Source organism: Variovorax sp. V93 (genome assembly GCF_041154485.1).
In the GTDB taxonomy this organism is placed as follows: Bacteria; Pseudomonadota; Gammaproteobacteria; order Burkholderiales; family Burkholderiaceae_C; genus Variovorax; species Variovorax beijingensis_A.
In genome coordinates, this window is the sequence record NZ_AP028669.1 from 1,617,397 (window position 1) to 1,642,789 (window position 25,393).

Consider the following 25,393-nt stretch of genomic DNA (forward strand, 5'->3'; position numbering starts at 1 on the left):
CGTCAGGTTTCTGCGATTGAGAATTGATAGCATCTAGCTTTTGCTCCATTGGCGCGCCTGGAATCCGGCGCACTTTCTTACCGTGCAAACCAACCATTTCGGGGCCGCGCCGGCATCTTCCGGCCTGCGGCTCGACCAGCTTCCCGACAACCAATGGGCCACCGTGCTCGACGTGGCACGGCCCGAGGGGGCGGACGACCGCGAGCTCGTGCTGCGACTGACCGAGATCGGCTTCGTGCCGGGCGAGGCCGTTCGCATCGTGGCCCGCGGCCTGCCGGGGCGTGAACCGCTGGCGGTGCGGCTGGGCCACACCACCTTTGCATTGCGGCGCCATGAGGCCGCATTGATCCACGTGGCGCCGGGTTTGGCGGAGGGCGCAAGCCATGGTTGAGGCTGTCATCCAGGGACCGGGGCGCCTTGCGGCCACGGCGCAGCCGGCGCGCATCGCGCTGCTGGGCAATCCGAACTGCGGCAAGACGGCGCTGTTCAACCTGCTCACCGGCAGCCGCCAGAAGGTGGCCAACTATGCCGGCGTGACGGTCGAGCGCAAGGAAGGCTCGCTTCGCACCGCGTCGGGCCGGCGCGTGTTCGTGCTCGACCTGCCGGGCGCCTACAGCCTCAACGCGCTCAGCGTGGACGAGGCCGTGACGCGCGACGTGGTCACGGGCAAGAGCAGCGAGCCCCTGCCCGACCTGCTGGTGTGCGTGACCGACGCCACCAACCTGCGGCTCAACCTGCGGCTCGTGCTCGAAGCAAAGCGCCTGGGCCTGCCGATGGTGGTGGCGCTCAACATGACCGACATGGCCAGGAAGCAGGGCATCGCGGTCGATACGGCCGTGCTGTCGCGCGAACTGGGCGTGCCGGTCATCGAGACCGTGGGCGTGCAGTCGGGCGGCGCGCAGGGCCTGCTCGAAGCCCTCGATGCGCCGGTGGCCGCCGCGGCGCCGCTGCCCTGGCAGGCGCCGGGGCTGGACGACGTGCTGGCCACGCAGCGCGAAGTGCGCCGCATCCTGGCGCTGGCCGTGCGCGAGCCGGTCGGCAGCCTGGCCGCCAGCGACCGCATCGACCGCGTGGTGATGCACCCGGTGTGGGGCCTGCTGGTGCTCGCGGTCACGATGTTCCTGATGTTCCAGGCCGTGTTCAGCTGGGCCAACGTGCCCATGGACGCCATCAAGGCCGCGACCGAGGGCCTGGGCAGCCTGCTGAAGGCCCACATGCCCGAAGGCATGCTGCAGAGCCTGCTGGTCGATGGCGTGATTGCCGGAGTGGGCGGCGTGATCGTGTTCCTGCCGCAGATCCTGATCCTGTTCCTGTTCATCCTGGCGCTCGAAGACTCGGGCTACCTGCCGCGCGCGGCCTTCCTGCTGGACCGTGTGATGGGCACGGTGGGGCTGTCGGGCCGCTCCTTCATTCCGCTGCTGTCGAGCTTCGCCTGCGCCATTCCGGGCGTGATGGCCACGCGCACCATCAGCAACTGGCGCGACCGCATCACCACCATCATGATCGCGCCGCTCATGACCTGCTCGGCGCGCCTGCCGGTCTATGCGCTGCTGATCGCGGCCTTCATTCCGGCGCGCACCGTGGGCGGCGTGTTCAACCTGCAGGGCGTGGTGCTGTTCGCGCTCTATGTCTTCGGCATCGTGTCGGCCATGGCGGTGGCGTGGGTGATGAAGCGCTTCCGCGACAACAAGCAGCACTCGCCGCTGATGATGGAGCTGCCGGCCTACCGCTGGCCCAATGTGCGCAACCTGGCGCTGGGGCTCTACGAGCGGGCGTGGATCTTCATCCAGCGCGTGGGCACGATCATCCTCACGCTCACGATCCTGCTGTGGTTCCTGTCGACCTTCCCGTCGCCGCCCGAAGGCGCCACGGGGCCGGCCATCCAGTACAGCCTGGCGGGCATGATCGGCCGCGGCCTGGAGCACATCTTCGCGCCCATCGGCTTCAACTGGCAGATCTCCATCGCGCTGGTGCCGGGCATGGCGGCGCGCGAAGTGGCGGTGGGCGCGCTCGGCACGGTGTATGCGCTCTCGGCCAGCGGCGACGACGTGGCCGGCCAGCTCGAGCCGCTGATCGCGGGCAGCTGGTCGCTCGCCACGGCGCTGTCGCTGCTGGTCTGGTACGTGTTTGCGCCGCAGTGCATCTCGACCTTGGCGGCGGTCAAGCGCGAAACCGGCTCATGGAAGTACGTCTGGATCATGGCCGGCTACCTGTTCGCGCTGGCCTACCTGGCATGCTTCATCACCTACCACGTGGCGCTGGCGCTGGGCGCCGGATGACCTGCCGCAAGCTTTGCGCGATGTTTCTGGGTTAGTCTCGAACGCGCCTTGGAGTAAACGGACATGACACAGCAATTGATCGTGGGATTGATCGTCGCGGCCGCCGCGTTCTATGCGGTCTGGCGCTGGATGCCCGCGGGCTGGCGGCGCAGTGCCGCGCACAAGCTCGCGGCCGGCACGCACCGCGCCGGGCTGGTCGACCAGCAGCGCGCCGAGCAGCTGGCGGCTTCGCTTGCCAAGACCTCGGGCTGCGGCTCCTGCGACAGCTGTGGCAGCTGCGGTCCGAAGACGCCCGCCAACAAACCATCCGAATCCGAAAAAGCCGGCCACAGCCCGCTGTCCACGCACAGCCGCTGAGGCCGATGCCCACGCACGTCCTCGTCGTCGGCGGCGGCATCGGGGGGCTTTCTGCTGCGCTGGCGCTGTCCCGCGGCGGCCACCGCGTCGATGTCTTCGAGCAGGCGCCCGTGTTCGCCGAGATCGGCGCCGGCATCCAGATGGGGCCCAACGTCACGCGGCGTCTTGCGCAACTGGGCCTGGCCGAAGGCCTGGAGGCCATCGCCGCGCGGCCCGATGCCCTGGTGGTGCAGAGCGCGGGCAGCGGCGCCGAACTGGCCCGCCTGCCACTGGGCGATGCCATGCGCGAGCGCTACGGCGCTCCCTACCTTTGCGTACACCGCGCCGACCTGCATGCGCTGCTGCTCGAAGCGGTGCGCGCCCGCGGCAGGGGCACCCTGGTGACCGATGCGCGCATTGCGCAGGTCGAGACCAGCGACGATCTCGTGTGCATCTCGAGCAGCGGTGCGCGGGCCTGGGAGGGCGAGGCACTGATCGGTGCCGACGGCCTCTGGAGCGTCGCGCGGCAGCGCCTCGATGTGCCATCCGCAGCCGAGCCGCCACGCGCCACCGGCCACACGGCCTGGCGGGCGATGGCCGAGCAGGCCGCGCTGCCGCAGGCCCTGCGCCGCGGCCGGATCGACGTGTGGCTCGGTCCGCAGCTGCATGCGGTGGCGTACCCGGTGCGCGGCGGCGCCTGGCTCAACGTGGTGGTGATCGCGGAATCGGCACTGGCCGGGGATGCACGCGACTGGAACCAGGCCAGCAGCCTCGCCGCGCTGCAGAAGGCCACGGGCCGCAGTGGAGGCGCCTTGCAGGCACTGCTCGAAGCCATGCCCGGCTGGCGCGCCTGGACGCTCAGCGACCGGCCGCCGCTGGCTTCCGCGGCCGAGATGGCCCACGAGCGCGTGGCGCTGGTGGGCGATGCCGCGCATCCGATGGTCCCCTACCTGGCGCAGGGCGCAGGCATGGCCATCGAGGATTCGGTGGCCCTGGCCGAGGCGCTGGGCCAAGGCGATGCCACCGACGTGCCGGCCGCCTTCGCCCGCTATGCCGAAGCGCGCTGGCAGCGCAATGCGCTCGTGCAGGCCAAGGCCCGGCGCAACGGCCAGATCTTCCATGCGGCCGGCGCGGTGCGCATCGGCCGCGACCTGGCGATGCGCACGCTCGGCGCACGCCTGCTGGACCAGCCCTGGCTGTACGGCGGCTGAGGGCGACCGCGCCACAGGGGCGGTTCAGAGCCTGAAGGTCTGCAGGTGCTCGATGCGTTCGGCCAGGCCCTCGGCACCCAGGTAGTGGCCATGCGTGCCTTCCCGGACCTCGAGCAGTGTGGCTTCGAGTTCGGCCAGCGTCGCATCGCGTTCGATGACAAAGGCGGGCGGCACGTCGATGCCCGCCTCGGCGCATGCATCGGCGATCAGGTGCGCGCTGGCGGGCGCACCGCAGGCCGCGCACTTGACGATGGCCGCCACGCTGGGCTCGGCGCCGTTGGCGAGCAGCGCACTCGTGAGTTCGGGCGAGATCTGCCCGTCGACATTGCCCAGCGCATCGCGCGCCACCGGCGCGCCCGCGCGCACCAGCGCCATGGCCGCGGCGAAGGCGCCCTGGCCGATGGCCACGTCGGTGGCCAGCGCGCTGCCCTGCTGCGGGCCGTCGAAGCTCACGCCCGCGGCCGCGAGTTCGGCCACCAGCTCCGCGTCGTCGGTGCCGATGGCGTGGTGCAGCGCGGCACGCGCGATGGCCGGCAGCCGGCGCAGCGTGCCGTCTGCCAGCGGCGTGCGCCAGTCGACCACGGCGCGGCAATAGAAGGCCACCAGCTTGTCCATCAGGTCGAGGTCCAGCCCGTGGTCCTGGTGCCGGTCGTCGAGGTATTGCAGCAGATCCTGGCCCGAGAAATAGTCCCCCGTGGGCGCCAGCGGATCCTCGTCCAGGTGCAGCGCCGCGAAGGCGCCGCGCAGGTCGGGCGCGATGGTGCTCACGCTGTCTTCGTGCAGCGCATGCGTCCAGGCGGGCGGCAGCCCGTGCTTCCACGCGACGATGCGGCCGTGCTCGGGGCCGGGCTCGACCACCGCATAGACGCGGTCGCAGTATTCGAAGCCGCCGAAGGGCAGGTGCGTGAGCTTGCCGCTCCAGGCGCGGCCTTCTTCCTTGGCGGCCTCTTCGGCCAGCTCCTGTTCATGTTCGATCCAGCCCTGCAGGTCGCGGTAGCCGTCGCTGCCGTCCCAGAACAGCTCCGACCAGCTGATCGATTCCACGTTGCCGCCCATCGGCAGCGACAGGTCGTAATCGAGCCGCCCGCCCGCCGTCTGCCGCCACAGCGCGGCCAGCGCCTCGGGCAGCGGGCCGGCGCACAGCGCCTCGATGGCGGCGATCCGCTGCGCCGGCATGGGCGGCTGGGCCTCGAAGATCACGCGGTCCGCGAACAGGACCACACCATGCTCGCGCAGGGTTGCGAGCTCGTCGGGCGAGAACTGGACATCGTTCATGGCGGGGCCTCCGTTGTTGTTGCCAACCAATGTAGCGCTTCAGGCAGATGGGGCAAGCGGGGCAAGCGATAGCTCACAGGTCGGTACGCAGCTTCCAGATTTCGGGGAACAGCACCACATCGAGCATCTTGCGCAAGTAGCTCACGCCGCCGGTGCCGCCCGTGCCGCGCTTGAAGCCGATCACGCGCTCCACCGTGGTCACGTGGCGAAAACGCCAGAGGCGGAAGGCGTCTTCGAGGTCGGTGAGTTTTTCGCCGAGCTGGTACAGGTCCCAATGGTCGTGCGGGTTGCGGTACACCGTGAGCCAGGCCGCTTCCACGCCGTCGCTGGCTTCATAGGGCAGGGTCCAGTCGCGCTCCAGGTGATCGGCGGGCACCGGCAGGCCATGGCGTGCGAGCAGCTTCAGCGACTCGTCGTAGAGCGAAGGCGAGCGGTAGGCCGCGTCCACCTGCGCGAGCAGATCGGGCCGGTGCGCATGCGGCTTGAGCATGGCGGCGTTCTTGTTGCCGAGCGCAAACTCGATGCAGCGGTACTGCGCGCTCTGGAAGCCGCTGGAGTTGGCAAGGTAGGGGCGCATCGCCGTGTACTCGGGCGGCGTCATGGTCGAGAGCACGGTCCATGCGCTCACCAGCTGCTCCATGATGCGGCTCACGCGCGCGAGCATCTTGAAGGCGTCGGCCAGCTTCTCCTCGGCGATGCAGGTGGTGGCGGCGCGCAGCTCGTGCAGCATCAGCTTCATCCAGAGCTCGCTGGTCTGGTGCTGCACGATGAACAGCATCTCGTCGTGCGCGGGCGAAAGCGGATGCTGGGCATTGAGGATTTCATCGAGGTGCAGGTAGTCGCCGTAGCTCATCGACGCGCTGAAATCCAGCTGCGCCTTTTCCTCGTGGACGATCTTCTCGGGGCTCTGGCCCGTGCTCTTTTCGGTGCTCATGTCACTGCGTTCTTGCGGTTGAATTCGGCGCGTTGCCACTCGCCCGTCCGGAGCACCTGCACCAGATGCTCGACCGAGTTCCACACATCCTCGAAGCCAAGATACAGCGGCGTGAAGCCGAAGCGAAGGATGTCGGGCATCTGCGAATCGCCGGCGCGGTAGTCGCCGATCACGCCGCGCGCGATCAGCGCCTGCACGATGGCGTAGGCGCCTTCGTCGCGGCTCAGGCACACCTGCGAGCCGCGGCGTGCGTGTTCGCGCGGCGTGACGAGCGCGAGGCCCTGGCCCGCGCAGCGTTCTTCCACCAGCGCGATGAACAGGTCGGTGAGCGCGAGCGACTTGGCGCGCAGCGCGGCCATCGCGCCGTTTGAACCGTTGAAGACTTCGGCCGCGAGCACGGTGTCGAGTCCGCATTCGAGCCCCGCCAGCGCGATGACCGGCTGCGTGCCGCAGAGATAGCGGCCCACCCCCGGCGCGGGGCGGTAGTGCGGCGTGAACTCGAAGGGCGCGGCATGGCCCCACCAGCCCGACAGCGGTTGCTCGAACTTGCCCGCATGCCGCGTATGCACCCAGGCAAAGGCCGGCGCGCCGGGGCCGCCGTTCAGGTACTTGTAGCCGCAGCCGATGGCGTAGTCGGCATTGCTGTCGTTCAGCGCGACCGGCACCGCGCCCGCGCTGTGCGCCAGATCCCACACCGTGAGCGCGCCGGCGGCGTGCGCGGCGGCGGTGATGGCCTTCATGTCGTGCATGGCGCCGGTGCGGTAGTTCACGTGCGTGAGCATCAGCACGGCCACTTCGTCGGTCAGCACCGAATCCGGGCCTTGCAGTTCGCTCGCATCGATCAGCTTGAGCGTGAAGCCGCGTTCGCGGCACAGCGACTCGGCAATGTAGAGGTCGGTCGGGAAGTTGCTGCGCTCGCTGACCACCAGCCTGCGCCCGCTGTGCGTCTGCTGCGAGAGCGCCGCGAACAGCACCTTGTAAAGGTTGACCGAAGTGCTGTCGGTGCACACCACTTCGCCGGGCGCGGCGCCGATCAGGCGAGCCACCTTGTCGCCCAGGCGCTGCGGCAGGTCGAACCAGCTGGCGGTGTTCCACGAGCGGATCAGGCCTTCGCCCCATTCCTTGGCCACCACTTCGGCAATGCGTGCCGGCGCGGCCTTCGGCAGCACGCCGAGCGAGTTGCCGTCGAGGTAGAGCACGCCCTCGGGAATGGTGAATTGGTCGCGCAGGGCGCGCAGCGGGTCTTGCGCGTCGAGCGCGCGGCAGTCTTCGAGGGTCGTCATGATGGAGGTTTTCAGCGGGGAAGCTCGCGCAGCACGGCGCGAACCGGGGAGGCATCGGCGCTGACCAGCCTGAGCGGCAGCGCGATGAGTTCGTAGTCGCCCTCGGGCACCTCGTCGAGCACGAGGTTCTCGAGCACGCGCAGGTCGAGGCGGCGGATGCGCTGGTGGCTTTGCAGCGTCTTGCTGTCGGCCGGGTCGATGCTGGCGGTGTCGATGCCGATCAACTTCACGCCCATGGCCGCGAGCCTTTCGACGGTGGCGGGCGCGTAGGCCGCGAGCTGCGGGTCCCAGTGGGCGACGGGCATGGCGGTGTAGGTACGCACCAGCACGCGCGCGGGCAGGGTGCTGTCGATGGCGTGGGCGATGTGCTCCCACTCGATCAGCGGCCCCTTGGCGATGGCATGGATCACCCGGCAGGGGCCGAGGAAGGGTGCGAGGTCCACGAGGCCGATGGCCTGGCCTTCGGGGTCGTAGTGCAGCGGCGCGTCGGCATGCGCGCCGACGTGGGGCGAGAGCTTGATCTCGCTGACGTTGACCGGGCAATCCGGCGAAATGGTGGCTGCCCAGCGCTGCTGGTAGGGCGTGTCGCCGGGGAACACCGGCGTGCCTTCATGCACGGGCGGCGAGATGTCCCAGAGGCGGGGTTGGGGTTGCAGGGAACGCATGGCGCGAAGTTAGCGCCGGGCGGGGCGTCGTGGTGTCGGTTATTTCCAACACACGGCGTGACGAGATGATCGATCGGCTCAGAGGGGCAGCGACGCCAGGCCGGGCAGCCCGTGCCGTGCGCGGGCCCGCTCGCAGGCGTGGCTGCCGGCCTGCAGCTCATGACAGGGGTTGGGGCGCCATTCGTAGATGCCACAGGCCACGGCCTGGCCGATCTTGCCGGTGAGCGCGGCGCAGCGCGGCGGCGTGTGATCGGTACCGCGCATGCGGCAGAGGGTGTGGTTCACTTCGACGGCAAGGCCGGACGGCACCTGTCCGCCGTTCTCGTCGAGTTCGTGGATGCTGAAGTCGACGCGGTAGCTGGCGCAGCAGGCGCCGCATTGCTGGCAATGGGACACGTGGCCGCACCTTCGGTCAGATGCCTAAAGCCGCCCCAGCAGCAGGAACTCCATCAGCGCCTTCTGCGCATGGAGCCGGTTCTCGGCCTCGTCCCACACCACCGACTGCGGGCCGTCGATGACCTCGGCCTGCACTTCCTCGCCGCGGTGCGCGGGCAGGCAGTGCATGAAGAGGGCGTCGGGCTGGGCGATGCGCATCATGTCCTCGTCGACGCACCAGTCGGCAAAGGCCTTGCGGCGGGCCTCGTTCTCGGACTCGTAGCCCATGCTGGTCCAGACGTCGGTGGTCACCAGGTCGGCGCCGTGGCAGGCTTCCATCGGGTCCTTGAAAACCTGGTAGCTGTCGGCCGAGCGCAGGCCCGCCACCGACTGGTCGACTTCGTAGCCGCTGGGCGTGCTCACGTGCACCTTGAAGCCGAGGATCTCGCTGGCCTGCAGCCAGGTGTTGGCCATGTTGTTGCCGTCGCCCACCCAGGCCACCGTCTTGCCCTGGATCGAACCGCGGTGCTCGATGTAGGTGAAGATGTCCGCGAGGATCTGGCAGGGGTGGAACTCGTTGGTCAGGCCGTTGATCACCGGCACGCGCGAGTGCGCGGCGAAGGTGTCGATCTTGGTCTGCTCGTAGGTGCGGATCATCACGAGGTCGACCATGCGGCTGATGACCTTGGCGCTGTCCTCGATGGGCTCGGCGCGGCCGAGCTGGCTGTCGCCGGTGGTCAGGTGCACCACGCTGCCGCCGAGCTGGTACATGCCGGCCTCGAAGCTCACGCGGGTGCGCGTGCTGGCCTTCTCGAAGATCATGGCCAGCGTGCGGTCGGTCAGCGGTTGGTGCTTCTCGTAGGTCTTGAACTTCTTCTTGATGATCGCCATGCGATCGAAGAGGTAGGCGTATTCATCGGCCGTGAAGTCTGAGAACTGCAGGTAGTGGCGGATGGCATTGGGCGTGGCGGCGGTCGTCATTGCGCTGCAGGCTCCGACAGGAATGTTTTGACGATGGGCGCGAGGATGGCGACGATCTCGTCGGCCTCGGCAATGCTCAGGATGAGCGGCGGCACCAGGCGGATCACCTTGTCGGCCGTCACGCTCAGCAGCAGGCCGGCGTCGCAGGCGCGGTTCAAAATGACGCCGCAGGGCCGGTCGAGCTCGATGCCCAGCATCAGGCCCTGGCCGCGGATTTCCTTCACGCCGGCCAGGCCGCCGATTTCGCGTTCGAGCGCGGCCTTCAGGTGCTCGCCCACGGCGGCGGCGTTCTCGAGCAGCTTGTGCTCTTCCATGATGCGGATGGTTTCGATGCCGGCGCGCATCGCGAGCGGGTTGCCGCCGAAGGTGGTGCCGTGGTTGCCGGGGCCGAAGATGTGGGCGGCCTTGGGGCCAGCTACCACGGCGCCGATCGGCACGCCCGAGCCCAGGCCCTTGGCCAGCGGCATGACGTCGGGCTTGATACCGGCCCACTGGTGCGCGAACCACTTGCCGGTGCGGCCCATGCCGCATTGCACTTCGTCGATCATCATGAGCCAGTCGCGCTGGTCGCACAGGGCGCGCACCTGCCTCAGGTACTCCCAGCGCATCGGGTTGATGCCGCCTTCGCCCTGGATGGTCTCGAAGAACACGGCGACCACGTTGGGGTTGCCTTCGGTGGCCTTTTTCAGTGCCTCGATGTCGTTCAGCGGCACGCGGATGAAGCCCTCGACCAGCGGGCCGAAACCGGCCTGCACCTTCGGGTTGCCGGTGGCCGACAGGGTGGCGATGCTGCGGCCGTGGAAAGCGGCTTCGTACACCACGATCTCGGGCCGCTCGATGCCCTTGTCATGGCCGAACTTGCGCGCGAGCTTCAGGGCGGCCTCGTTGGCCTCCAGCCCGGTGCAGCAGAAGAAGGCATTGGTCAGGCCCGAGAGCTCGGTCAGCTTGGCGGCCAGCTGTTCCTGGCCGGGCACGTGGTAGTAGTTGGAGCTGTGGATCAGCTTGCTGATCTGGTCCTGCAGCGCGGGCACCAGCTCGGGGTGGTTGTGGCCCAGCGTGTTCACGGCAATGCCGCCGAGGCCGTCGAGGTAGGCCTTGCCCGCGGTGTCCCAGACTCGGCAGCCCTGGCCGTGCGACAGCGCGATCGGCAGGCGACCGTAGGTGTTCATGACGTGGGGCGAGGTGGGCTGGGCGGTAGCGCTCATTCGGTTCTCCAGATAGGGAACCGCGGATTCTAGGCGTGCGCCTTGACGGCTTCGTTGAGGATTCCGCATTACAGCAATGCCCGCTGCCCGGGAGGCGAAAGGCGCCCGGATAGAATCGCTTGTTGCACCGCAGCACCTGCTGCGGGCGCCTCATTCAACGATGATTTCCCCCACTGCCAAAGAAATCTTCATCCAGGGCATCACCCGCGATGGCCGGACTTTCCGCCCCAGCGACTGGGCCGAGCGGCTGGCCGGCGTGATGTGCTCCTTCCGCCCCGGCGGCGCCTATCCGGGCAGCCACCTGAGCTATTCGCCCTGGTGCATTCCGACCACCATCAACGGGGTCAAGTGCGTGGTGGTGAACCGCGCCCTGCGCGACGCCGAACCCATGGCCTGGGACTTCTGCGTGAACTTCGCGCGCGACAACGACCTGCAGGTGGCCGAGGCCTGCCTGGTGCCCGACGTGCCGCCCAAGGCCTGAGCGGGCGGCTTCCTCCGGCAGGACGGAAGCGATCGGACATGAAAAAACCGCCCGAAGGCGGTTTTTTACACTTTGCTGCAGCGCACCCCGATCAAACGGCGGACCGGAGAATTCCGGTCCGGGCTTGCCTGACAGGTGTCAGGCGGCGGCCTTTTCAGGCGCGAGGGCGAGGGCCTTGACCTTCGCCGACAGGCGGCTCTTGTCGCGAGCAGCCTTGTTCTTGTGGAAGATGCCCTTGTCGGCGACGGTGTCGACGATGCTCTGGGCCTTCGCGAAGAGTTCGCTTGCCTTGGTCTTGTCGCCGGCCAGGACGGCCTTCTCGACATTCTTCACGGCGGTGCGGTATTTGGAGCGCAGCGAGGTGTTCGCAGCGTTGAGCTTGGTGTCCTGGCGGACGCGCTTACGGCCGGAGGCGAGGCGCGGGTTCTTTTTCTTGGGCTTGGCGGATGCCATGGTTTGGTTCCTTAGGTGTCTGAGGATGATGCAGCAAAGCCCTCCATTATAGGCCGGGTTGCCTTTTTCGCCGAATCGGGGCTTGCCGGGCCCTACACTCGCCCCCGTGTCCCTGTTCAAATCCGCTTCCACCGTATCCCTGCTGACCCTCGCTTCGCGGATCACGGGCCTCGTGCGCGACGTGCTTTTTGCCTCGGTGTTCGGCGTCAGTGCGCTGACCGACGCGTTCAACGTCGCCTTCCGCATTCCCAACCTGTTCCGGCGGGTTTTCGGCGAAGGCGCCTTCAGCCAGGCCTTCGTGCCGGTGCTCGCGGCGCGCAAGACCGAAGCCGGCCAGGAGGGCGCCAAGGCGCTGATCGACCATGTCGCCACGCTGCTGACCTGGGCGCTGGTGGTGGTCTGCGTGGCCGGCGTGGCCGGCGCGCCGCTCCTGGTGTGGGCCATGGCCAGCGGGCTGGCGGGCTTCGATGCCGCCGTGGTCATGACGCGCTGGATGTTCCCCTACATCGGCTTCATGTCGCTCGTGGCGCTGGCGGGCGGCATCCTGAACACCTGGCGCAAGTTCGCGGTGCCGGCCGCCTCGCCGGTGCTGCTCAACATCGCGCTGATCCTGGCAATCGTCGTCGGGGCGCCGTTGTTCCGCCGCTACGGCATCGAGCCGATCTATGCCCAGTGCGTGGGCGTGCTGGTCGGCGGCGTGCTGCAGCTGGCCATCCAGATTCCGGCGTTGCGTGCGCTGGGCCTCCTGCCGCGCATCGGTGCGAGCTTCAAGGCCCTGGGCGACGCCTGGCGCGACCCCGCCACGCGCCAGGTGCTGAAGCTGATGCTGCCCGCCCTGCTGGGCGTGAGCGTGGCGCAGATCTCGCTGCTCATCAACACGCAGATCGCCTCGCATCTTGCGGTCGGCAGCGTGACCTGGATCGGCAATGCCGACCGCCTCATGGAGTTTCCGACCGCGATGCTCGGCGTGGCGCTCGGCGTGGTGCTGATGCCGCAGCTGGCCGGCGCCCGCGCGGCGAAGGACGACGCGCGCTACTCGTCGCTGCTCGACCTGGGCCTGCGGCTGGTGGTGCTGCTGTCGGCGCCGTGCGCCGTCGCGCTGCTGCTCTTTGCCCAGCCGCTGGTGGCCGTGCTGTTCCACAACGGCGCCTACCAGGGCGAGGACGTGCAGCGCACCACCGTGGCGCTGATGGGCTACGGCGTCGGGCTGATCGGCCTGGTGGCCATCAAGGTGCTCGCGCCCGGCTACTACGCCAGGCAGGACACGCGCACGCCCATGCTGATCGCCGTGGGCGTGCTGGTGCTGACCCAGGTCCTCAATTTCTTCCTGGTGCCGGTGCTGCAGCATGCGGCGCTCACGCTGACCATTGCCATCGGCGCGCTGGTCAATGCGGTCTGGCTGCTGGTCGGGCTGATCCGCCGCGGCAGCTACAAGCCCGAACCCGGCTGGGGCAAGTTCGCGCTGCAGGTGCTGGCGGGAATGCTGGTGCTCGCGGCCCTGCTGGCATGGGGTTCGCGCCACTTCGACTGGATCGGCCTGCGCGAGCAGCGCTTCCTGCGCATCGGCCTGCTGGCCGCGCTGATCGCCGGCGCGGCGCTGCTGTATTTCGCGGTGCTCGCGGCCGTGGGCGTGCGGCTTCGCAGTTTCGTGCGCCGGTAAGAGGCCTTGCGGTGCGGCTTTCCGCAACGCAGCCGTTTTCGAACTGCGCAAGCTGAAAACACCGCCTTGACGCTCCCCGAATGCTCCTCTACAAAGACACATGACGTTCAGCTTTCAGGTTCCCACGGCCCTGGCGTATTTCGAATCGCTGGTGCAGAGCGACGAGCACTTTCCGCTGCTGGAGGCTGCCGCCAGCCTCGCGCAGGACGAATACCCCGACCTCGACGTGCAGCAGGTGCTGGGCGACGTCGACCAGCTGCTCGCGCGCCTGAAGCGCCGGCTGCCGGCCGATGCTGCGCCGCTGGCCCGGCTGCGCGCGCTCAACCAGTTCTTCTTCAACGACCTGAACTTCGGCGGCAACGTCAACGACTACTACGACCCCGACAACAGCTACCTGAACGCCGTGCTGCGCACGCGCCGCGGCATTCCCATTTCGCTGGCGGTGCTGTGGATGGAGCTCGCGCAGGGGCTGGGCCTGCAGGCGCGCGGCATCGGCTTTCCGGGCCACTTCATGCTCAAGGTCACGTTGCCCAAGGGGCAGGTGGTGATCGATCCCTTCACCGGCAAGTCGCTCTCGCGCGAAGAACTCGGCGAGCGGCTCGAACCCTACAAGCGCAGCAACGGGCTGGTCGGCGACTTCGACGTGCCGCTGGGCCTGTACCTGCAGCCCGCCAGCTCGCGCGAGATCATCGGGCGCATGCTGCGCAACCTGAAGGAAGTGCACCGCGCGCAGGAAGACTGGCAGCGAGCCATCGCCGTGCAGGACCGCCTCATCGCGCTGTTGCCCAACGCCTGGGGCGAGTACCGCGACCGCGGCATCGCGCATGCCGAGCAGGGCAACACGGCGGCCGCCGTGCGCGACCTCGAAACCTACCTCGAGCATGCGGAAGACGCGCTCGACGTCGATGTCATTGCAGAGCGCGTCGCGGCGCTGCGGCGCGAATCCGACTGATGGCCACCAGCACCGGCGTGGCAGACGCCCCCGATCTCGGCACCCTGCATGAGTTTCACGGCGTGCAGCCCGTGCTGCCGGTGTCCGACGCCGCGCGCGCCGCGCGCTGGTTCCGCGACGTGCTGGGCTTCGAGATCGACTTCATCGCCGGCGAACCGCCGAGCTATGCGCGGGTCAAGAAGGGCGACCGCAGCTACGGCGACCCGGTCTACCTGCGCCTGTGGCAGTGCAACACGCGCGGGGCGCCGCCCTGGCGCGGCGAGATCGTGATCCACGTGGGCAAGGACATCGACGGCCTGCACGCCGCCTACGCGAAGCGCGGCGTCACGGTGATCGAGCCGCCCGTCTCGCAGCCCTGGGGCCTGCGCGAATTCGCCATCCGCGAGCCCGACGGGCATGTGCTGCGCTTCTGCGGCTATCTGCCCTGAATTCTGATACATAAAATTACAAATAGATCGAGACGGGCGTGTCGATCAGGCTTGCGCTCGCGCGACGTGTGAACAGGAGCGCGCAAATTCCAGCACCTCCCGACTTCATCAACCTTCAGGAGAAACGACATGCGATTCATGGTTCTGGTCAAGGCCAACAAGGATTCCGAAGCCGGCGTGATGCCGAGCACCGAGGTGCTCACCGCCATGGGCAAGTTCAACGAGGAACTGGTCAAGGCCGGCGTGCTGCTGGCGGGCGAAGGGCTGCATCCGTCTTCCAGGGGTGCGCGCGTGCGCTGCGAAGGCCTCAAACGCACCGTCATCGACGGTCCTTTTGCCGAAACGAAGGAACTACTCGCGGGCTTCTGGCTGCTTCAGGTCAAATCGAAGGAGGAAGCCATCGAGTGGATCAAGCGCAGCCCGTTCCAGGAGGGCGAGATCGAGATCCGCCAGGTGTTCGAAGCCTCCGATTTCGGCGACTCGATGACGCCCGAACTGCTGGCGCAGGAAGAGCGCCTGCGCGCCGAATCCGAGGCCCGGGCCAAGGCCGGCAGCTGAACGGCAAGACTGCACCGAAGGAGATCCGCCATGCGATTCATGCTGCTGATGATTCCCCACGGCTACGAGACCGCCGCGCCCGGCACCATTCCCGACGACGTCGATGCGGTGGCGGCCATGATGGCCTACAACGAGTCGATGCAGAAGGCCGGCGTGCTGATCAGCTGCGACGGCCTGCATCCGCCCTCGATGGGTGCGCGCGTGAGCTTTCCGGGCCGCAAGCCCAAGGTCGTCGACGGTCCTTTCGCCGAAGCCAAGGAAGTGCTCGGCGGCTACTGGATCATCGACGTGCCCTCGCGCGCCGATGCCATCGAATGGGCCACGCGCTGCCCCGGCAGCGAGAACGAGGTCATCGAGGTCCGGCAGATCCAGGAAATTGCCGACTTCCCGCCCGACGTGCAGGCCCTGACCGCCGAATTCGCGTCGATGCAGGCGGTCAAGAAATAAGACCCGCTGATCAGTCCTCTCGCACCAGCCGGATGCCCACCAGCGTGTAGCGCGTGTCCGGCGCGTTCCAGTTGCGATAGGCCGCCCGGGCATAGAAGGCCCAGGTGTGCCAGGAGCCGCCGCGGCGTACCCGCACTCCGCCTTGGGCGGGGCCCTGCGGGTCGTCGAGTGGCGACTGCGCGTAGTATTTCTCGCCATGCCAGTCGGCTACCCATTCCCACGCATTACCGTGCATGTCGTAAAGGCCCCAGGCGTTCGGCGCAAAGCTGCCGACCGGCGCGGTGAACGCGTAGCCATCGTCGCCGTCCAGCGCCATCGGCTGCCAGCGCGGCCAGTACCGGGCGCTGTTCGCATCGAACACGTTGGCCGCGCCCAGCAGCGAATGCGGGTCGTCGCCCGAGCTGTAGCGGCTGCGCGTGCCGGCGCGGCAGGCGTATTCCCATTCGGCCTCGGTCGGCAGCCGGTAGCGGCGGCCCTCGGTCTTGCTCAGCCAGGCCGCCAGCGCCTGGGCGTCGTTCCAGGTCACGTTGACGACCGGATGGTCGTCGCCTTGCGCGAAGCCGGGGTTGCGCCAGGAGTAGCGCGGGTCGCGGCCCTCGAAGGCGTCGCCGCGCTTCGTGGTGGCCGGGTCGTAGTCGGCGCGCCAGCCGTAGCCGCCGGTTCCGTCGGCCACCGACTCGGGCACGTAGCCCGAGGCTTCGACGAAGCGCCGGAACTGGCCGACCGTCACCTCGTGCCGGCCCATCCAGAAGGAGTGGGTGATGCGCACCCGGTGAACCGGCCCCTCGTCGCCCAGCTGCGCGAATCGCTCTCTCGGCAGCTGCCCATAGGCGGCGGCCAGCGATTCGGGCGGTTCGTCGCTGCCCATCAGGAACTCGCCGGCCGGCAGCCTGACGAAAGCCATGCCGAGGCTGTTGCGTTCGACCTCGGCGGCTTGGGCACCGCCGAGGACCATGGCCAGGATCAGGAGGCAGCACTGCTTCATGTGCGGATGCTATTGCACCCCCTGGACAATGAGGAAGCGCACGCATGAGCAATGGCAGGAACCAGGAAGCGGTCAGCCGCACCATCGAGGCGGTATGGCGCATCGAATCCGCCAGGATCATCGCCACCGTCGCGCGCATGGTGCGCGACGTGGGCCTCGCCGAGGAACTGGCGCAGGACGCGCTGGTGTCGGCCCTCGAGCAATGGCCCGAAAAAGGCGTGCCCGACAACCCCGCCGCCTGGCTCACCGCCGTGGCCAAGCGCCGCGCGCTCGACCGGCTGCGCCACCGGCAGCTGGCCGAGCACAAGGCGCCCGAGATCGGCCGCGAGCTCGACGCGCAGCACGAGATGGCCCAGGCCGACTTCGCCGAAGCCGTCGATGCGGCCATCGACGACGACATCGGCGACGACCTGCTGCGGCTGGTGTTCACCGCCTGCCATCCCGTGCTTTCGACCGAGGCGCGCGTGGCGCTCACGCTGCGCCTGATGGGCGGCCTCGGCACCGACGAGATCGCCCGTGCCTTTCTCGTGCCCGAAGCCACCGTGGCGCAGCGCATCGTGCGCGCCAAGCGCACGCTGCTCGAAGCGCGCGTGCCCTTCGAGGTGCCGCGCCGGCATGAACTCGAAGCGCGGGTCGCCTCGGTGCTCGAGGTGCTCTACCTGATCTTCAACGAAGGCTACTCGGCCACGGCCGGCGACGACTGGATGCGCCCTGCGCTGTGCGAGGAAGCCATGCGCCTGGGCCGCATCGTGGCCGAGCTGATGCCCGATGCCTCGGAAGTGCATGGCCTGGTGGCGCTGATGGAAATCCAGGCCTCGCGCACCGCCGCCCGCGTGGGCGCCTCGGGCGAGCCGGTGCTGCTGCTCGAGCAGAACCGCGCGCGCTGGGACCACATGCTGATCCGGCGCGGCCTGGCGGCACTGGCGCGTGCCGAGGCGCTCGGCGGCGCCTTCGGCCCGTATGCGCTGCAGGCGGCCATTGCCGCCTGCCATGGCCGCGCGCGCACGGCAGAAGACACCGACTGGCCGCGCATTGCTGCGTTGTACGACGCGCTGGCCGAGCTGTCGCCATCGCCCATCGTCGAATTGAACCGCGCGGTGGCGCTGTCGATGGCTTTCGGGCCGGCCGCGGGGCTCGAGGTGGTGGATGCGCTCGTGGGCGAGCCGGCGCTGCGGGCCTACCACCTGCTGCCGGCGGTGCGCGGCGACCTGTTGCTGAAGCTCGGGCGCCGCGACGAGGCGCAGAAGGAATTCGACCGCGCCGCCTCGCTCACGCGCAACACGCGCGAGCGGACCCTGCTGCTGGCGCGTGCGCGAGCCTGTGCGGCTGCGCAGGGCTGAGGTTCCTCAAGAGGCCGGCGGCCGCTACGCCTTCAACGCCGAGGCCGAAGGCGAACCGGGCAATCCGAACTGGTGCCAGGCGCGCCGCAGCTGCGTGTCCGAGCCGAAGCCCGAGATTTCCGCCGCCCGCGTCACGCTCGCGCCCGAGGCCAGCGCAAGCTGCGCGGCCGCCAGCCGCAGCCGCCGCAGGTAGGCCAGCGGCGCCACGCCCGCATGCTCGACGAACAGCCGCGTCAGGTGCCGTGCCGAGGTGTGGGCCACTTCCGCCATCCGCGGCACGCTCCAGTCGGCCTGCGGCTGCTCGCTGACGGCGTCCTGCACGCGGTGCAGTGCGGCGTGCAGGTGGTTGCGGTAGGCCAGGAAGGGCGACAGCTCCGGATCGTGCGGACCGCGCCGCTGCGCCACCACCATCGCCTGTGCCACCTGGGCGGCCAGTGCTTCGCCGCACACGTCGGCGATGCGGTGCAGCACCAGGTCGATGCCGGTGGTGACGCCCGCGCTGCTGTACACCGGCGGATCGATCACGAACACGCGGTTGGCCACCACCTCGCAGCGCGGCTCCACCGCGCGCAGTTCGTCGAGGTGATGGTGGTGCGTGGTGGCGCGCCGGCCGGAGAGCGCACCGGCGTGCGCGGCCAGCAGCGCGCCGGCGCAGACGGTGACCAGCTCGAGCCGGCCGGGTTCGAAGCGCTGGCCGCGCAGCCAGTGCAGCAGCTCCTGCGTTTCGGCGTTGTCGATCGGGATGGCGTCTCCGGGCAGCCCGACCAGCACGAGCCAGGCCGGGCCCGGCCATTGCGTCGGCAAGGGCGCGATGTTGGCGAGCGCAACGCCCACGGATCCGATCGAGGTGGGACGCGGGCCCGCGAATTCGATCTCGAAGCGCTCGGGCTGGCCGGCCGCGCGCAGCCGCTGGTTCGCGATGCGCAGCGCTTCGGCCGGGCCGGCCCAGTCGAGCACCAGGCTGCCCGGCAGCAGCACGAACACTACGCGGATGGGCTGCGGCTGTTGGAGGTCCATGCGTAGTCCATCTGGCGCGCCGTGCGTTCGGCCAGCGTGCGGTCGGCCAGCCGTTCGACCAGGTAGAGGCTCATGTCGATGCCCGCGCTGATGCCCGCGGAACTGACGATGCGGCCGCTGTCGACCCAGCGCTCGTTTTCGCGCACGTCGAGCGAGGGGAACTGCTCGCGCAAGTCTGCAATGTCTTCCCAGTGCGTGGTGACGGCTTCGCGCGTGGCCACGCCGCTCTTGGCGAGCAGGAAGACGCCGGTACAGACCGAGGCGACGAGCTGCGCGCCGGCCGCGCAACCGGCGATCCAGCGCAGGGTGGCGGCGCTTGCCATGGGCGCATCGACCACGCCGCCGGGCACGATCAGCAGGTCGGCCTTCGGAGCCGCGTCCAGGTCGTGGTCGGCCAGCAGGCGCAGGCCGGCGCGTGCCTGCACGGGCTGGCTGGCGCTCGCCGCCACCGAAGCCACCTCGAAAGGCGCCGGCGTACCGGGATCCATGCGCTGGCTCACGCGGCTCGCGGTGGTGAACACCTCGAACGGCCCCGCGAAGTCGAGCGCCTCGACGCCGTCGTAGGCGAGGATCAGTACGCGAAGGCTCATGCGGCCAGGCTTTCCGTGGCGTGGGCGTCGGCGCGCTCGAGCGCCTGCGCCACGCTGCAGACCGTGGCGAACCGGCCATCCAGCACAGCCGCCGTGCGCGCCTTGATATCGGCGGCGGCAAGCGGCCGGCCGTCGGGTTGCGGCATGTCGAAGGTCAGCGTGGCCTCGGTCACGTAGTCGACCTCCCAGCCCAGGTCCGAGGCGTGGCGCGCCGTGGTTTCGCAGCATTGCTCGGTGCGGATGCCGCTCACGATCAGCCGGCCGATGCCCTGCTGCGTGAGCCAGATGTCGAGCCCGCTGTTGACCAGCGCGCTGTGGCGGTGCTTGGTGAAGGTGGCCGCCGCCTCAAATGGCGCCAGGCCGTCGATCGGCCGCACGAAGCCCGACTCGACCGCGAAGGGATGGCTCGCGGCAGCGGGACCGTCGACGTGGAAGACGCGCACGATCGGAAGACCGGCGGCCAGGCAGCCCTCGATCAGCGCGTTCTGGGCAGCGAAATAGGGCTGCGCAACGCGCTCGGACCAGTACGCGCGCTGGCGAAACGATTCCTGCGCGTCGATCACAATCAGACAGGATTTCATGGCGTTGGCTCGAAACGGCGAAGTGGATGATGCCGCCTATTCTTCTGCGCCGCCAGGGCACGGTCCGCGCCGAAGCGGACCAGAACCGATCAAATCAGGACATCTAGACAAGCCCCGCGGCCTGCAGCTCTTTCTTGAGGTACGCGTAGAAAAGCGGCGCCGCCACCAGCCCCGCCGGGCCGAACACCGCCTCGGCCACGAACATCACCGCCAGCAGTTCCCACACCCGCATCTGGGTGCGGCTGCCGACCACCTTGGCGTTGATCACGTATTCGGCCTTGTGGATGAGGATCAGGAACGCCAGGCAGGCCAGCGCCGTCACGGGCGACACCGACAGCGCCACCAGCGTGATCACCGAGTTGCAGACCAGGTTGCCGACGATGGGCACCAGGCCCGCCACGAAGGTCAGCGTGATCAGTGCCGGCGTGTAGGGCAGGTGAGGACCCCAGAGCGGCATCAGGAACAGCAGGAAGATGGCGGTCAGCAGCGTGTTGAAGGCGGCGATCCAGAACTGCGCGGCCACGATCTGGCCGAAGGCCTCGCCGAAGATGGCGATGCGCCGGTGCAGCTGCGCGGCGAGCGGCCGGCGCTGCAGCGGCGAGGGTGCGATGGCCGCCAGCCCGCCGACGATGAGCCCCACGTAGGCAAACAGCAGGCCGCCGAGCCACGCCCGTCCGGCCAGCGCCAGCGATCCGGCCTGGGCACGCAGGTAGTTGGCGACCACGCGCTGCACCTCGGCCGCGCCTTCGGGCAGGTAGACCGCAATCTCGGGCGGGAGCTTGAGCCGCAGTTCGAGCACCGTGCGCGCCGTGTAGTCGAGCAGCTCGCGGTATTGGTCGGGCGCGTCGAGGATGTACTCGCGCGCCTGCGACAGGCCCAGCGAGATCAGCGCAATGGGCGCCAGCAGCACCAGCGTGACCGCCAGCACCCGGGCCAGCACGTCGGCACGCCCGGGCGGCAGCTTCAGCCGCGCCAGGCCGGCGCCGATCAGGCGCGCGAACCAGCGGGTGGCCAGGAAGCCGATGCACACGCACAGCAGGCCGGGCAGCAGGTGCTGCCACATCACCAGCAGCAGCGCGGCCGGCATCAGCAGGTAGCTGGCCAGCACCACGTTGCGCGAGGCGGCCTGGGGCTTGGTCTCGAAGGTGGCGAGGGAGGGTTTGGCCATCAGGTTCCGGGTGCTGCGCTTGCGAGCCTGGCAGCGGGGAGATCAGCCAACCACGACGGCGGCGCCCGCGCCGCGTTCGGCGATGGTGCCGATCTCGAACACCGATTCGCCGGCCGTGCGCAGCGTGGCGGCGCAGGCGGCGGCTTCGGCCGCGTCGATCACCACCACCATGCCGATGCCGTTGTTGAAGGTGCGGTTCATCTCGATGTCGTCGATGCCGGCCACCTTCTGCAGCCAGGCGAAGAGTTCGGTCTGCGGCCAGCTGCCCTTCCTGAGGTGGGCGGCCGTGCCTTCGGGCAGCACGCGCGGGATGTTCTCGAGCAGGCCGCCGCCCGTGATGTGGGCCAGCGCCTTGATCGGATGCTTGGCCAGCGCCTCGAGCACCGGCTTCACATAGAGATGGGTGGGTTCCATCACGGCTTCGCGGAACGGCTTGCCGTCGAGCGTGGCGGGCAGATCGGCCCCCGCGCGCTCGATCACCTTGCGCACCAGGCTGAAGCCGTTGGAATGCACGCCGGCCGAGGCCAGGCCCAGCACCACGTCGCCCGGCTTCACGTTCTGGCCCGTGAGGATCTTCGCCTTTTCGACCGCGCCAACCGCAAAGCCCGCCAGGTCGTACTCGCCGGCCGGGTACATGCCGGGCATTTCGGCGGTTTCGCCGCCGATCAGCGCGCAGCCGGAAATCTCGCAGCCGCGGGCGATGCCGCCGATCACGGCCGCGGCCGTGTCCACGTCGAGCTTGCCGCAGGCGAAGTAGTCGAGAAAGAAGAGCGGCTCGGCGCCCTGCACCAGCACGTCGTTGACGCTCATGGCCACCAGGTCGATGCCGACCGTGTCGTGCATGTTCCATTCGAAGGCCAGCTTGAGCTTCGTGCCCACGCCGTCGGTGCCGCTCACCAGCACCGGCTCCTTGTAGCGCTTGGGCACCTCGAACAGCGCGCCGAAGCCGCCGATGCCGGCCAGCACGCCTTCGCGCAGTGTCTTCCTGGCGAGCGGCTTGATGCGGTCGACCAGTGCGTCGCCGGCATCGATATCGACACCTGCATCCTTGTAGCTGAGCGGGGTGGGCGTGGGGGAAGTCATGGTCGGACGGTGTCGAGAAGGGCGGGAAGGTGGAGGCGCCGGCGACCGAAGCGGCCGGGCCGATAGAATTCCCGTTGATTTTAAGGGCCCCAGCGGCCCCCTCCATGAACCTTCCCGGGATGAAACAGCTCGCGCTCGATATCGGCATTGCGACGGGCCCCAGCTTCGACGCCTTTTTTGCCGGCCCCAACGAGGCGGCGCTGCGCCACCTGCAGGTGTGGGTGGGCGGCGCCGGCAGCCCTGCGCTGCACTCGCCGGTGCCAACCTATCTGTGGGGCGAAGGCGGCAGCGGCAAGACCCATCTGCTCGAATCGGTGCGTGTCGCACTGCGCGAGCAGGGCGCGAGCGTGGGCTGGCTGCATGCCGGCCTGCTCGAGCCGCCCGAATTCGACGAGCGCTGGGGTGCCGTGCTGCTCGACGACGTGCACCTCTATACCGCCGTGCAGCAGCATGCGGCCTTCAACTGGTTCGTCAACGCGCAGACGCTGCAGCGCGGCGTGGTGGCCGCGGGCGCGCTGCCGCCGGCCGACCTGCCGCTGCGCGAGGACCTTCGCACCCGGCTGGGCTGGGGCCATGTGTTCCACCTGCAGGTGCTGAGCGAAAGCGAACGCCGCGCGGTGCTGCGCCAGGCCGCCGACACGCGCGGCGTCATGCTGTCGGACGAGGTGCTCGACTACATGCTGCACCGCTTCAGCCGCGACCTGGGCAGCCTGATGGAGCTGCTCACGCAGCTCGACGGCTATGCCCTGCAGACACAGCGCGCGATCACGATCCCGCTGATCCGATCCATGCTCGAAAACGAATAGAGAAGAGCTTCAACCAACAATGATCAAGAAATTCATCGACAAGCTGCTCGGCAAATCGGCCGGCGGCGCACAGGGCAAGAGCCGCTTCGGCAAGCGCCAGGAGGTGCCGGCAGAGGTTCACAAGATCGATCCAGCCCTGGTCGACGAACGTGCCAGGAACGTCGTCACCACGCTCCAGCAGGCCGGCTACGAGGCCTACGTGGTGGGCGGCGCGGTGCGCGACCTGCTGCTGGGGCTGCGTCCCAAGGACTTCGACGTGGCCACCAACGCCACGCCCGAGCAGGTCAAGTCGCTCTTCCGGCGCGCCTTCATCATCGGGCGGCGCTTTCGCATCGTGCACGTGGTGTACGGCCGCGGCCGCGAGCACGAGGTGATCGAAGTCTCCACCTTCCGCGCCTACATGGACAACGCCGCTGCCGAGCAGGTGGCCGGCAACGAGCGCACCAGCAAGGGCGAGCTCGCGAGCATGAAGCATGCGGTGGATGCCAGCGGCCGCGTGCTGCGCGACAACGTCTGGGGCCCGCAGGAGGAAGACGCCGCGCGCCGCGACTTCACCGTGAACGCCATGTACTACGACCCGGCCAACCAGGTCGTGGTCGACTACCACAACGGCATCCGCGACGCCCAGAAGCTCACGCTGCGCATGATCGGCGATCCGGCCACGCGCTACCGCGAAGACCCGGTACGCATCATCCGCGCGATCCGTTTCTCGGCCAAGCTCGCGGCGCTCGGCTTCAAGATGGAAGCCAAGACGGCCGCGCCGCTGGTCGAGTCGAGCAAGCTGCTGGCCGACGTGCCGCAGAGCCGCCTGTTCGACGAAATGCTCAAGCTGCTGCAGACCGGCCACGCCATTGCCACCGTCGAGCAGCTGCGCAAGCTGGGCCTCGCCAAGGGCATCTATCCGCTGCTCGACGTGGTGGTGGAGCGGGCCGACCAGCCCTTCGTGAAGGCGGCGCTGCAGGACACCGACCGCCGCGTCGGCGAAGGCAAGCCCGTGGCGCCGAGCTTCCTTCTGGCCTGCGTGCTGTGGGCCGACGTGCGCGACGGCTGGGCGCAGCGTGTCGAGGGCCGGCATGGCCAGCGGCCGCAGCCGCCGTTCCCGGCGCTGCAGGATGCGATCGACGACGTGTTCAACGCCCGCATCGGCGACGTCTCGGGCCGCGGCAAGCTCGCTGCCGACATGCGCGAGATCTGGATGATGCAGCCGCGCTTCGACAAGCGCACCGGCTCCACCCCCTACAGCCTGGTGGACCAGGCGCGGTTCCGCGCCGCCTTCGACTTCATGCGGCTGCGCGCCGACGTGGGCGAGGTCAGCGAGGCCATTGCCGAGTGGTGGCAGGAGTTCAGCACCGCCGACGACATCCGCCAGCAAGACCTGCTGGAGCAGGTGCGCGACGAGCAGAAGACCCGCCAGCGCGTGCGAATGCGCGAGCCGGCGGCGCCCAAGCCCTCCCGCGGCGAACCGGCGGCGCGCCAGCGCCAGCCCGATGCCGACGCGCGGCAGGACGACGAGGCCGAGGAAGTCGAAGTCGAGGCCGGCGCCGTGCCGCCCGATGGCGAACCGGCTGCGCCGCGCAAGCGCCGCCGTCGCCGCAAGCCGCGCACCGGAGGTGGTGGTGGTGAAGGCGGCGGCGGGGGCGGCGGGAGCGCCGCAGCCGAATGAGCGCACCGAACCGGCCGAAGGACGGCAAGAGCGGCGGCGGCCAGGGCGGCCGGCCGCCGTCGCGCGGCGGCTCTTCGCCGAAGCCGAGGAGCAGCGGACCGGCGCCCGCGCGCCGCACGCGCGAGGACTATCCGACCGTGCAGGCCTTCGTCGCCATCGGTGCCAACCTGGGCGACGCCCAGGCTGCCGTGAAGGCGGCCATGGACGCCATCGGCACCATCGAGCGCACCGTGGTGACGGCGCGCTCGTCGCTCTACCGCAGCGCGCCGGTCGATGCGACCGGGCCCGATTTCATCAACGCCGTGGTGGCCGTGCGGACCGGGCTCACGGCCGAGGCGTTCCTTTCCGAACTGCACCTGCTCGAGGAGCAGGCCGGCCGCGAACGGCCTTTTCCCAATGCGCCGCGCACGCTCGACCTCGACCTGCTGATGCACGGCAACGCGGTCAAGGACACGCCCGCGCTGGCCTTGCCGCACCCGCGCATGCGCGACCGCGCCTTCGTGCTGAAACCGCTCGCCGAGATCGCGCCCGACAAGGTGCCGCGCGCGGCGCTTGCCCGCGTTTCCTCGCAGGTCATCGAGCGGATTCGCGACTGAGCAGTCGGGGCGGTGAACCCCGTTGGCCGGGCGGCTTTGCT

28 protein-coding genes are annotated in these 25,393 nt (G+C 69.1%); 14 read left to right on the forward strand and 14 right to left on the reverse strand.

Going from position 1 to position 25,393, the window contains the following annotated elements; genetic code table 11:
* Positions 1-82: 82 nt before the first annotated feature.
* The 4 genes from ACAM54_RS07550 to ACAM54_RS07565 all read left to right on the forward strand — a co-directional run bounded on the left by ACAM54_RS07550 (position 83) and on the right by ACAM54_RS07565 (position 3,826).
* Positions 83-391, forward strand: a complete 309-nt coding sequence (locus ACAM54_RS07550) for a FeoA family protein (RefSeq protein WP_026283843.1) — start codon at positions 83-85, stop codon at positions 389-391.
* On the forward strand, positions 384-2,279 hold the full coding sequence (locus ACAM54_RS07555; RefSeq protein ID WP_369650322.1) for a ferrous iron transporter B: 1,896 nt from the start codon (positions 384-386) through the stop codon (positions 2,277-2,279). Before ACAM54_RS07550 ends, ACAM54_RS07555 begins: the two co-directional genes overlap by 8 nt.
* 63 nt (positions 2,280-2,342) lie before the next feature.
* Positions 2,343-2,636, forward strand: coding sequence for a DUF6587 family protein (locus tag ACAM54_RS07560; RefSeq protein ID WP_192326626.1), 294 nt, complete (start codon positions 2,343-2,345; stop codon positions 2,634-2,636).
* A 5-nt stretch (positions 2,637-2,641) separates the two neighbouring features.
* A complete protein-coding gene (locus tag ACAM54_RS07565) occupies positions 2,642-3,826 on the forward strand; it encodes an FAD-dependent monooxygenase (RefSeq protein WP_369650323.1) in 1,185 nt (394 codons plus the stop codon).
* A gap of 24 nt (positions 3,827-3,850) precedes the next feature.
* Here ACAM54_RS07565 and ACAM54_RS07570 read toward each other — a convergent pair whose 3' ends face one another.
* The 7 genes from ACAM54_RS07570 to ACAM54_RS07600 form a co-directional block, all read right to left on the reverse strand.
* Positions 3,851-5,101 (reverse strand): SMI1/KNR4 family protein, encoded by a 1,251-nt coding sequence (locus ACAM54_RS07570; protein ID WP_369650324.1) that lies wholly within the window; start codon positions 5,099-5,101, stop codon positions 3,851-3,853.
* Between the two features lie 73 nt (positions 5,102-5,174).
* A complete protein-coding gene (gene kynA / locus ACAM54_RS07575; protein WP_145741520.1) occupies positions 5,175-6,035 on the reverse strand; it encodes a tryptophan 2,3-dioxygenase in 861 nt (286 codons plus the stop codon).
* The gene (gene kynU, locus ACAM54_RS07580) at positions 6,032-7,318 is read right to left on the reverse strand and encodes a kynureninase (protein WP_192326618.1); all 1,287 of its coding nucleotides are present in this window, start codon (positions 7,316-7,318) and stop codon (positions 6,032-6,034) included. Before kynU ends, kynA begins: the two co-directional genes overlap by 4 nt.
* An 11-nt stretch (positions 7,319-7,329) precedes the next feature.
* Positions 7,330-7,983: an arylformamidase gene (gene kynB / locus ACAM54_RS07585; RefSeq protein WP_369650325.1), complete on the reverse strand. Its 654-nt coding sequence runs from the start codon at positions 7,981-7,983 to the stop codon at positions 7,330-7,332.
* A 78-nt stretch (positions 7,984-8,061) separates the two neighbouring features.
* Entirely contained in the window at positions 8,062-8,379 is a 318-nt protein-coding gene (locus tag ACAM54_RS07590; protein WP_369650326.1) for a YkgJ family cysteine cluster protein, read from the reverse strand.
* A 24-nt stretch (positions 8,380-8,403) separates the two neighbouring features.
* Positions 8,404-9,339 (reverse strand): ornithine carbamoyltransferase, encoded by a 936-nt coding sequence (gene argF, locus ACAM54_RS07595; RefSeq protein WP_369650327.1) that lies wholly within the window; start codon positions 9,337-9,339, stop codon positions 8,404-8,406.
* Entirely contained in the window at positions 9,336-10,544 is a 1,209-nt protein-coding gene (locus ACAM54_RS07600; protein WP_209534783.1) for an aspartate aminotransferase family protein, read from the reverse strand. The genes argF and ACAM54_RS07600 overlap by 4 nt, the downstream gene beginning before the upstream one ends.
* Positions 10,545-10,704: 160 nt before the next feature.
* On the opposite strand from ACAM54_RS07600, the gene ACAM54_RS07605 reads away from it, so the two are divergent.
* On the forward strand, positions 10,705-11,025 hold the full coding sequence (locus ACAM54_RS07605) for a DUF3579 domain-containing protein (RefSeq protein WP_145741530.1): 321 nt from the start codon (positions 10,705-10,707) through the stop codon (positions 11,023-11,025).
* Between the two features lie 138 nt (positions 11,026-11,163).
* On the opposite strand, the gene rpsT is transcribed toward ACAM54_RS07605, so the two are convergent.
* Positions 11,164-11,478: a 30S ribosomal protein S20 gene (gene rpsT, locus ACAM54_RS07610; RefSeq protein WP_007831346.1), complete on the reverse strand. Its 315-nt coding sequence runs from the start codon at positions 11,476-11,478 to the stop codon at positions 11,164-11,166.
* Between the two features lie 106 nt (positions 11,479-11,584).
* Here rpsT and murJ point away from each other — a divergent pair, with 106 nt between their 5' ends.
* The 5 genes from murJ to ACAM54_RS07635 all read left to right on the forward strand — a co-directional run bounded on the left by murJ (position 11,585) and on the right by ACAM54_RS07635 (position 15,523).
* Entirely contained in the window at positions 11,585-13,138 is a 1,554-nt protein-coding gene (gene murJ / locus ACAM54_RS07615) for a murein biosynthesis integral membrane protein MurJ (protein WP_369650328.1), read from the forward strand.
* 100 nt (positions 13,139-13,238) lie between these two features.
* The gene (locus ACAM54_RS07620) at positions 13,239-14,090 is read left to right on the forward strand and encodes a SirB1 family protein (protein WP_124957143.1); all 852 of its coding nucleotides are present in this window, start codon (positions 13,239-13,241) and stop codon (positions 14,088-14,090) included.
* Positions 14,090-14,518 carry a bleomycin resistance protein gene (locus ACAM54_RS07625; protein ID WP_369650329.1) on the forward strand — a complete coding sequence of 143 codons (429 nt, stop codon included), beginning with the start codon at positions 14,090-14,092 and terminating at the stop codon, positions 14,516-14,518. Before ACAM54_RS07620 ends, ACAM54_RS07625 begins: the two co-directional genes overlap by 1 nt.
* Before the next feature lie 129 nt (positions 14,519-14,647).
* The gene (locus ACAM54_RS07630; RefSeq protein ID WP_369650330.1) at positions 14,648-15,076 is read left to right on the forward strand and encodes a YciI family protein; all 429 of its coding nucleotides are present in this window, start codon (positions 14,648-14,650) and stop codon (positions 15,074-15,076) included.
* A gap of 30 nt (positions 15,077-15,106) precedes the next feature.
* Positions 15,107-15,523 carry a YciI family protein gene (locus ACAM54_RS07635; protein WP_309932948.1) on the forward strand — a complete coding sequence of 139 codons (417 nt, stop codon included), beginning with the start codon at positions 15,107-15,109 and terminating at the stop codon, positions 15,521-15,523.
* 10 nt (positions 15,524-15,533) lie between these two features.
* Here the strand turns inward: ACAM54_RS07635 and ACAM54_RS07640 are convergent, their stop codons facing one another.
* On the reverse strand, positions 15,534-16,508 hold the full coding sequence (locus ACAM54_RS07640) for a formylglycine-generating enzyme family protein (RefSeq protein ID WP_192326610.1): 975 nt from the start codon (positions 16,506-16,508) through the stop codon (positions 15,534-15,536).
* A 44-nt stretch (positions 16,509-16,552) separates the two neighbouring features.
* On the opposite strand from ACAM54_RS07640, the gene ACAM54_RS07645 reads away from it, so the two are divergent.
* On the forward strand, positions 16,553-17,848 hold the full coding sequence (locus ACAM54_RS07645) for an RNA polymerase sigma factor (RefSeq protein WP_369650331.1): 1,296 nt from the start codon (positions 16,553-16,555) through the stop codon (positions 17,846-17,848).
* 24 nt (positions 17,849-17,872) lie between these two features.
* On the opposite strand, the gene ACAM54_RS07650 is transcribed toward ACAM54_RS07645, so the two are convergent.
* The 5 genes from ACAM54_RS07650 to purM all read right to left on the reverse strand — a co-directional run bounded on the left by ACAM54_RS07650 (position 17,873) and on the right by purM (position 22,287).
* Positions 17,873-18,865 (reverse strand): GlxA family transcriptional regulator, encoded by a 993-nt coding sequence (locus ACAM54_RS07650; protein ID WP_369650332.1) that lies wholly within the window; start codon positions 18,863-18,865, stop codon positions 17,873-17,875.
* Positions 18,832-19,455 (reverse strand): DJ-1/PfpI family protein, encoded by a 624-nt coding sequence (locus ACAM54_RS07655; protein ID WP_369650333.1) that lies wholly within the window; start codon positions 19,453-19,455, stop codon positions 18,832-18,834. Before ACAM54_RS07655 ends, ACAM54_RS07650 begins: the two co-directional genes overlap by 34 nt.
* Positions 19,452-20,036 carry a cysteine hydrolase family protein gene (locus tag ACAM54_RS07660; protein ID WP_369650334.1) on the reverse strand — a complete coding sequence of 195 codons (585 nt, stop codon included), beginning with the start codon at positions 20,034-20,036 and terminating at the stop codon, positions 19,452-19,454. Before ACAM54_RS07660 ends, ACAM54_RS07655 begins: the two co-directional genes overlap by 4 nt.
* 103 nt (positions 20,037-20,139) lie before the next feature.
* Positions 20,140-21,204, reverse strand: a complete 1,065-nt coding sequence (locus ACAM54_RS07665; RefSeq protein ID WP_369650335.1) for an AI-2E family transporter — start codon at positions 21,202-21,204, stop codon at positions 20,140-20,142.
* A 42-nt stretch (positions 21,205-21,246) separates the two neighbouring features.
* Complete coding sequence (gene purM / locus ACAM54_RS07670; protein ID WP_369650336.1) at positions 21,247-22,287, reverse strand: phosphoribosylformylglycinamidine cyclo-ligase; 1,041 nt, start codon at positions 22,285-22,287, stop codon at positions 21,247-21,249.
* A gap of 119 nt (positions 22,288-22,406) precedes the next feature.
* Here purM and hda point away from each other — a divergent pair, with 119 nt between their 5' ends.
* Genes hda through folK form a run of 3 tightly spaced genes read left to right on the forward strand, consistent with a single transcriptional unit; the run spans position 22,407 to position 25,352 of the window.
* A complete protein-coding gene (gene hda / locus ACAM54_RS07675; protein WP_369650955.1) occupies positions 22,407-23,093 on the forward strand; it encodes a DnaA regulatory inactivator Hda in 687 nt (228 codons plus the stop codon).
* A gap of 19 nt (positions 23,094-23,112) precedes the next feature.
* Entirely contained in the window at positions 23,113-24,756 is a 1,644-nt protein-coding gene (gene pcnB, locus ACAM54_RS07680) for a polynucleotide adenylyltransferase PcnB (protein WP_369650337.1), read from the forward strand.
* Positions 24,753-25,352: a 2-amino-4-hydroxy-6-hydroxymethyldihydropteridine diphosphokinase gene (gene folK, locus ACAM54_RS07685; RefSeq protein WP_369650338.1), complete on the forward strand. Its 600-nt coding sequence runs from the start codon at positions 24,753-24,755 to the stop codon at positions 25,350-25,352. The genes pcnB and folK overlap by 4 nt, the downstream gene beginning before the upstream one ends.
* Positions 25,353-25,393: the final 41 nt, after the last annotated feature.

What these genes read in the sequence shown, in the direction of transcription:
- ACAM54_RS07555 (WP_369650322.1), top strand. Translation starts at nt 384, where the DNA reads ATGGTTGAGGCTGTCATCCAGGGACCGGGGCGCCTTGCGGCCACGGCG.
- ACAM54_RS07560 (WP_192326626.1), top strand. Translation starts at nt 2,343, where the DNA reads ATGACACAGCAATTGATCGTGGGATTGATCGTCGCGGCCGCCGCGTTC.
- ACAM54_RS07565 (WP_369650323.1), top strand. Translation starts at nt 2,642, where the DNA reads ATGCCCACGCACGTCCTCGTCGTCGGCGGCGGCATCGGGGGGCTTTCT.
- ACAM54_RS07570 (WP_369650324.1), bottom strand. Translation starts at nt 5,101, where the DNA reads ATGAACGATGTCCAGTTCTCGCCCGACGAGCTCGCAACCCTGCGCGAG.
- kynA (WP_145741520.1), bottom strand. Translation starts at nt 6,035, where the DNA reads ATGAGCACCGAAAAGAGCACGGGCCAGAGCCCCGAGAAGATCGTCCAC.
- kynU (WP_192326618.1), bottom strand. Translation starts at nt 7,318, where the DNA reads ATGACGACCCTCGAAGACTGCCGCGCGCTCGACGCGCAAGACCCGCTG.
- kynB (WP_369650325.1), bottom strand. Translation starts at nt 7,983, where the DNA reads ATGCGTTCCCTGCAACCCCAACCCCGCCTCTGGGACATCTCGCCGCCC.
- argF (WP_369650327.1), bottom strand. Translation starts at nt 9,339, where the DNA reads ATGACGACCGCCGCCACGCCCAATGCCATCCGCCACTACCTGCAGTTC.
- ACAM54_RS07600 (WP_209534783.1), bottom strand. Translation starts at nt 10,544, where the DNA reads ATGAGCGCTACCGCCCAGCCCACCTCGCCCCACGTCATGAACACCTAC.
- ACAM54_RS07605 (WP_145741530.1), top strand. Translation starts at nt 10,705, where the DNA reads ATGATTTCCCCCACTGCCAAAGAAATCTTCATCCAGGGCATCACCCGC.
- rpsT (WP_007831346.1), bottom strand. Translation starts at nt 11,478, where the DNA reads ATGGCATCCGCCAAGCCCAAGAAAAAGAACCCGCGCCTCGCCTCCGGC.
- ACAM54_RS07620 (WP_124957143.1), top strand. Translation starts at nt 13,239, where the DNA reads ATGACGTTCAGCTTTCAGGTTCCCACGGCCCTGGCGTATTTCGAATCG.
- ACAM54_RS07625 (WP_369650329.1), top strand. Translation starts at nt 14,090, where the DNA reads ATGGCCACCAGCACCGGCGTGGCAGACGCCCCCGATCTCGGCACCCTG.
- ACAM54_RS07630 (WP_369650330.1), top strand. Translation starts at nt 14,648, where the DNA reads ATGCGATTCATGGTTCTGGTCAAGGCCAACAAGGATTCCGAAGCCGGC.
- ACAM54_RS07635 (WP_309932948.1), top strand. Translation starts at nt 15,107, where the DNA reads ATGCGATTCATGCTGCTGATGATTCCCCACGGCTACGAGACCGCCGCG.
- ACAM54_RS07640 (WP_192326610.1), bottom strand. Translation starts at nt 16,508, where the DNA reads ATGAAGCAGTGCTGCCTCCTGATCCTGGCCATGGTCCTCGGCGGTGCC.
- ACAM54_RS07645 (WP_369650331.1), top strand. Translation starts at nt 16,553, where the DNA reads ATGAGCAATGGCAGGAACCAGGAAGCGGTCAGCCGCACCATCGAGGCG.
- ACAM54_RS07650 (WP_369650332.1), bottom strand. Translation starts at nt 18,865, where the DNA reads ATGGACCTCCAACAGCCGCAGCCCATCCGCGTAGTGTTCGTGCTGCTG.
- ACAM54_RS07655 (WP_369650333.1), bottom strand. Translation starts at nt 19,455, where the DNA reads ATGAGCCTTCGCGTACTGATCCTCGCCTACGACGGCGTCGAGGCGCTC.
- ACAM54_RS07660 (WP_369650334.1), bottom strand. Translation starts at nt 20,036, where the DNA reads ATGAAATCCTGTCTGATTGTGATCGACGCGCAGGAATCGTTTCGCCAG.
- ACAM54_RS07665 (WP_369650335.1), bottom strand. Translation starts at nt 21,204, where the DNA reads ATGGCCAAACCCTCCCTCGCCACCTTCGAGACCAAGCCCCAGGCCGCC.
- purM (WP_369650336.1), bottom strand. Translation starts at nt 22,287, where the DNA reads ATGACTTCCCCCACGCCCACCCCGCTCAGCTACAAGGATGCAGGTGTC.
- hda (WP_369650955.1), top strand. Translation starts at nt 22,407, where the DNA reads ATGAAACAGCTCGCGCTCGATATCGGCATTGCGACGGGCCCCAGCTTC.
- pcnB (WP_369650337.1), top strand. Translation starts at nt 23,113, where the DNA reads ATGATCAAGAAATTCATCGACAAGCTGCTCGGCAAATCGGCCGGCGGC.
- folK (WP_369650338.1), top strand. Translation starts at nt 24,753, where the DNA reads ATGAGCGCACCGAACCGGCCGAAGGACGGCAAGAGCGGCGGCGGCCAG.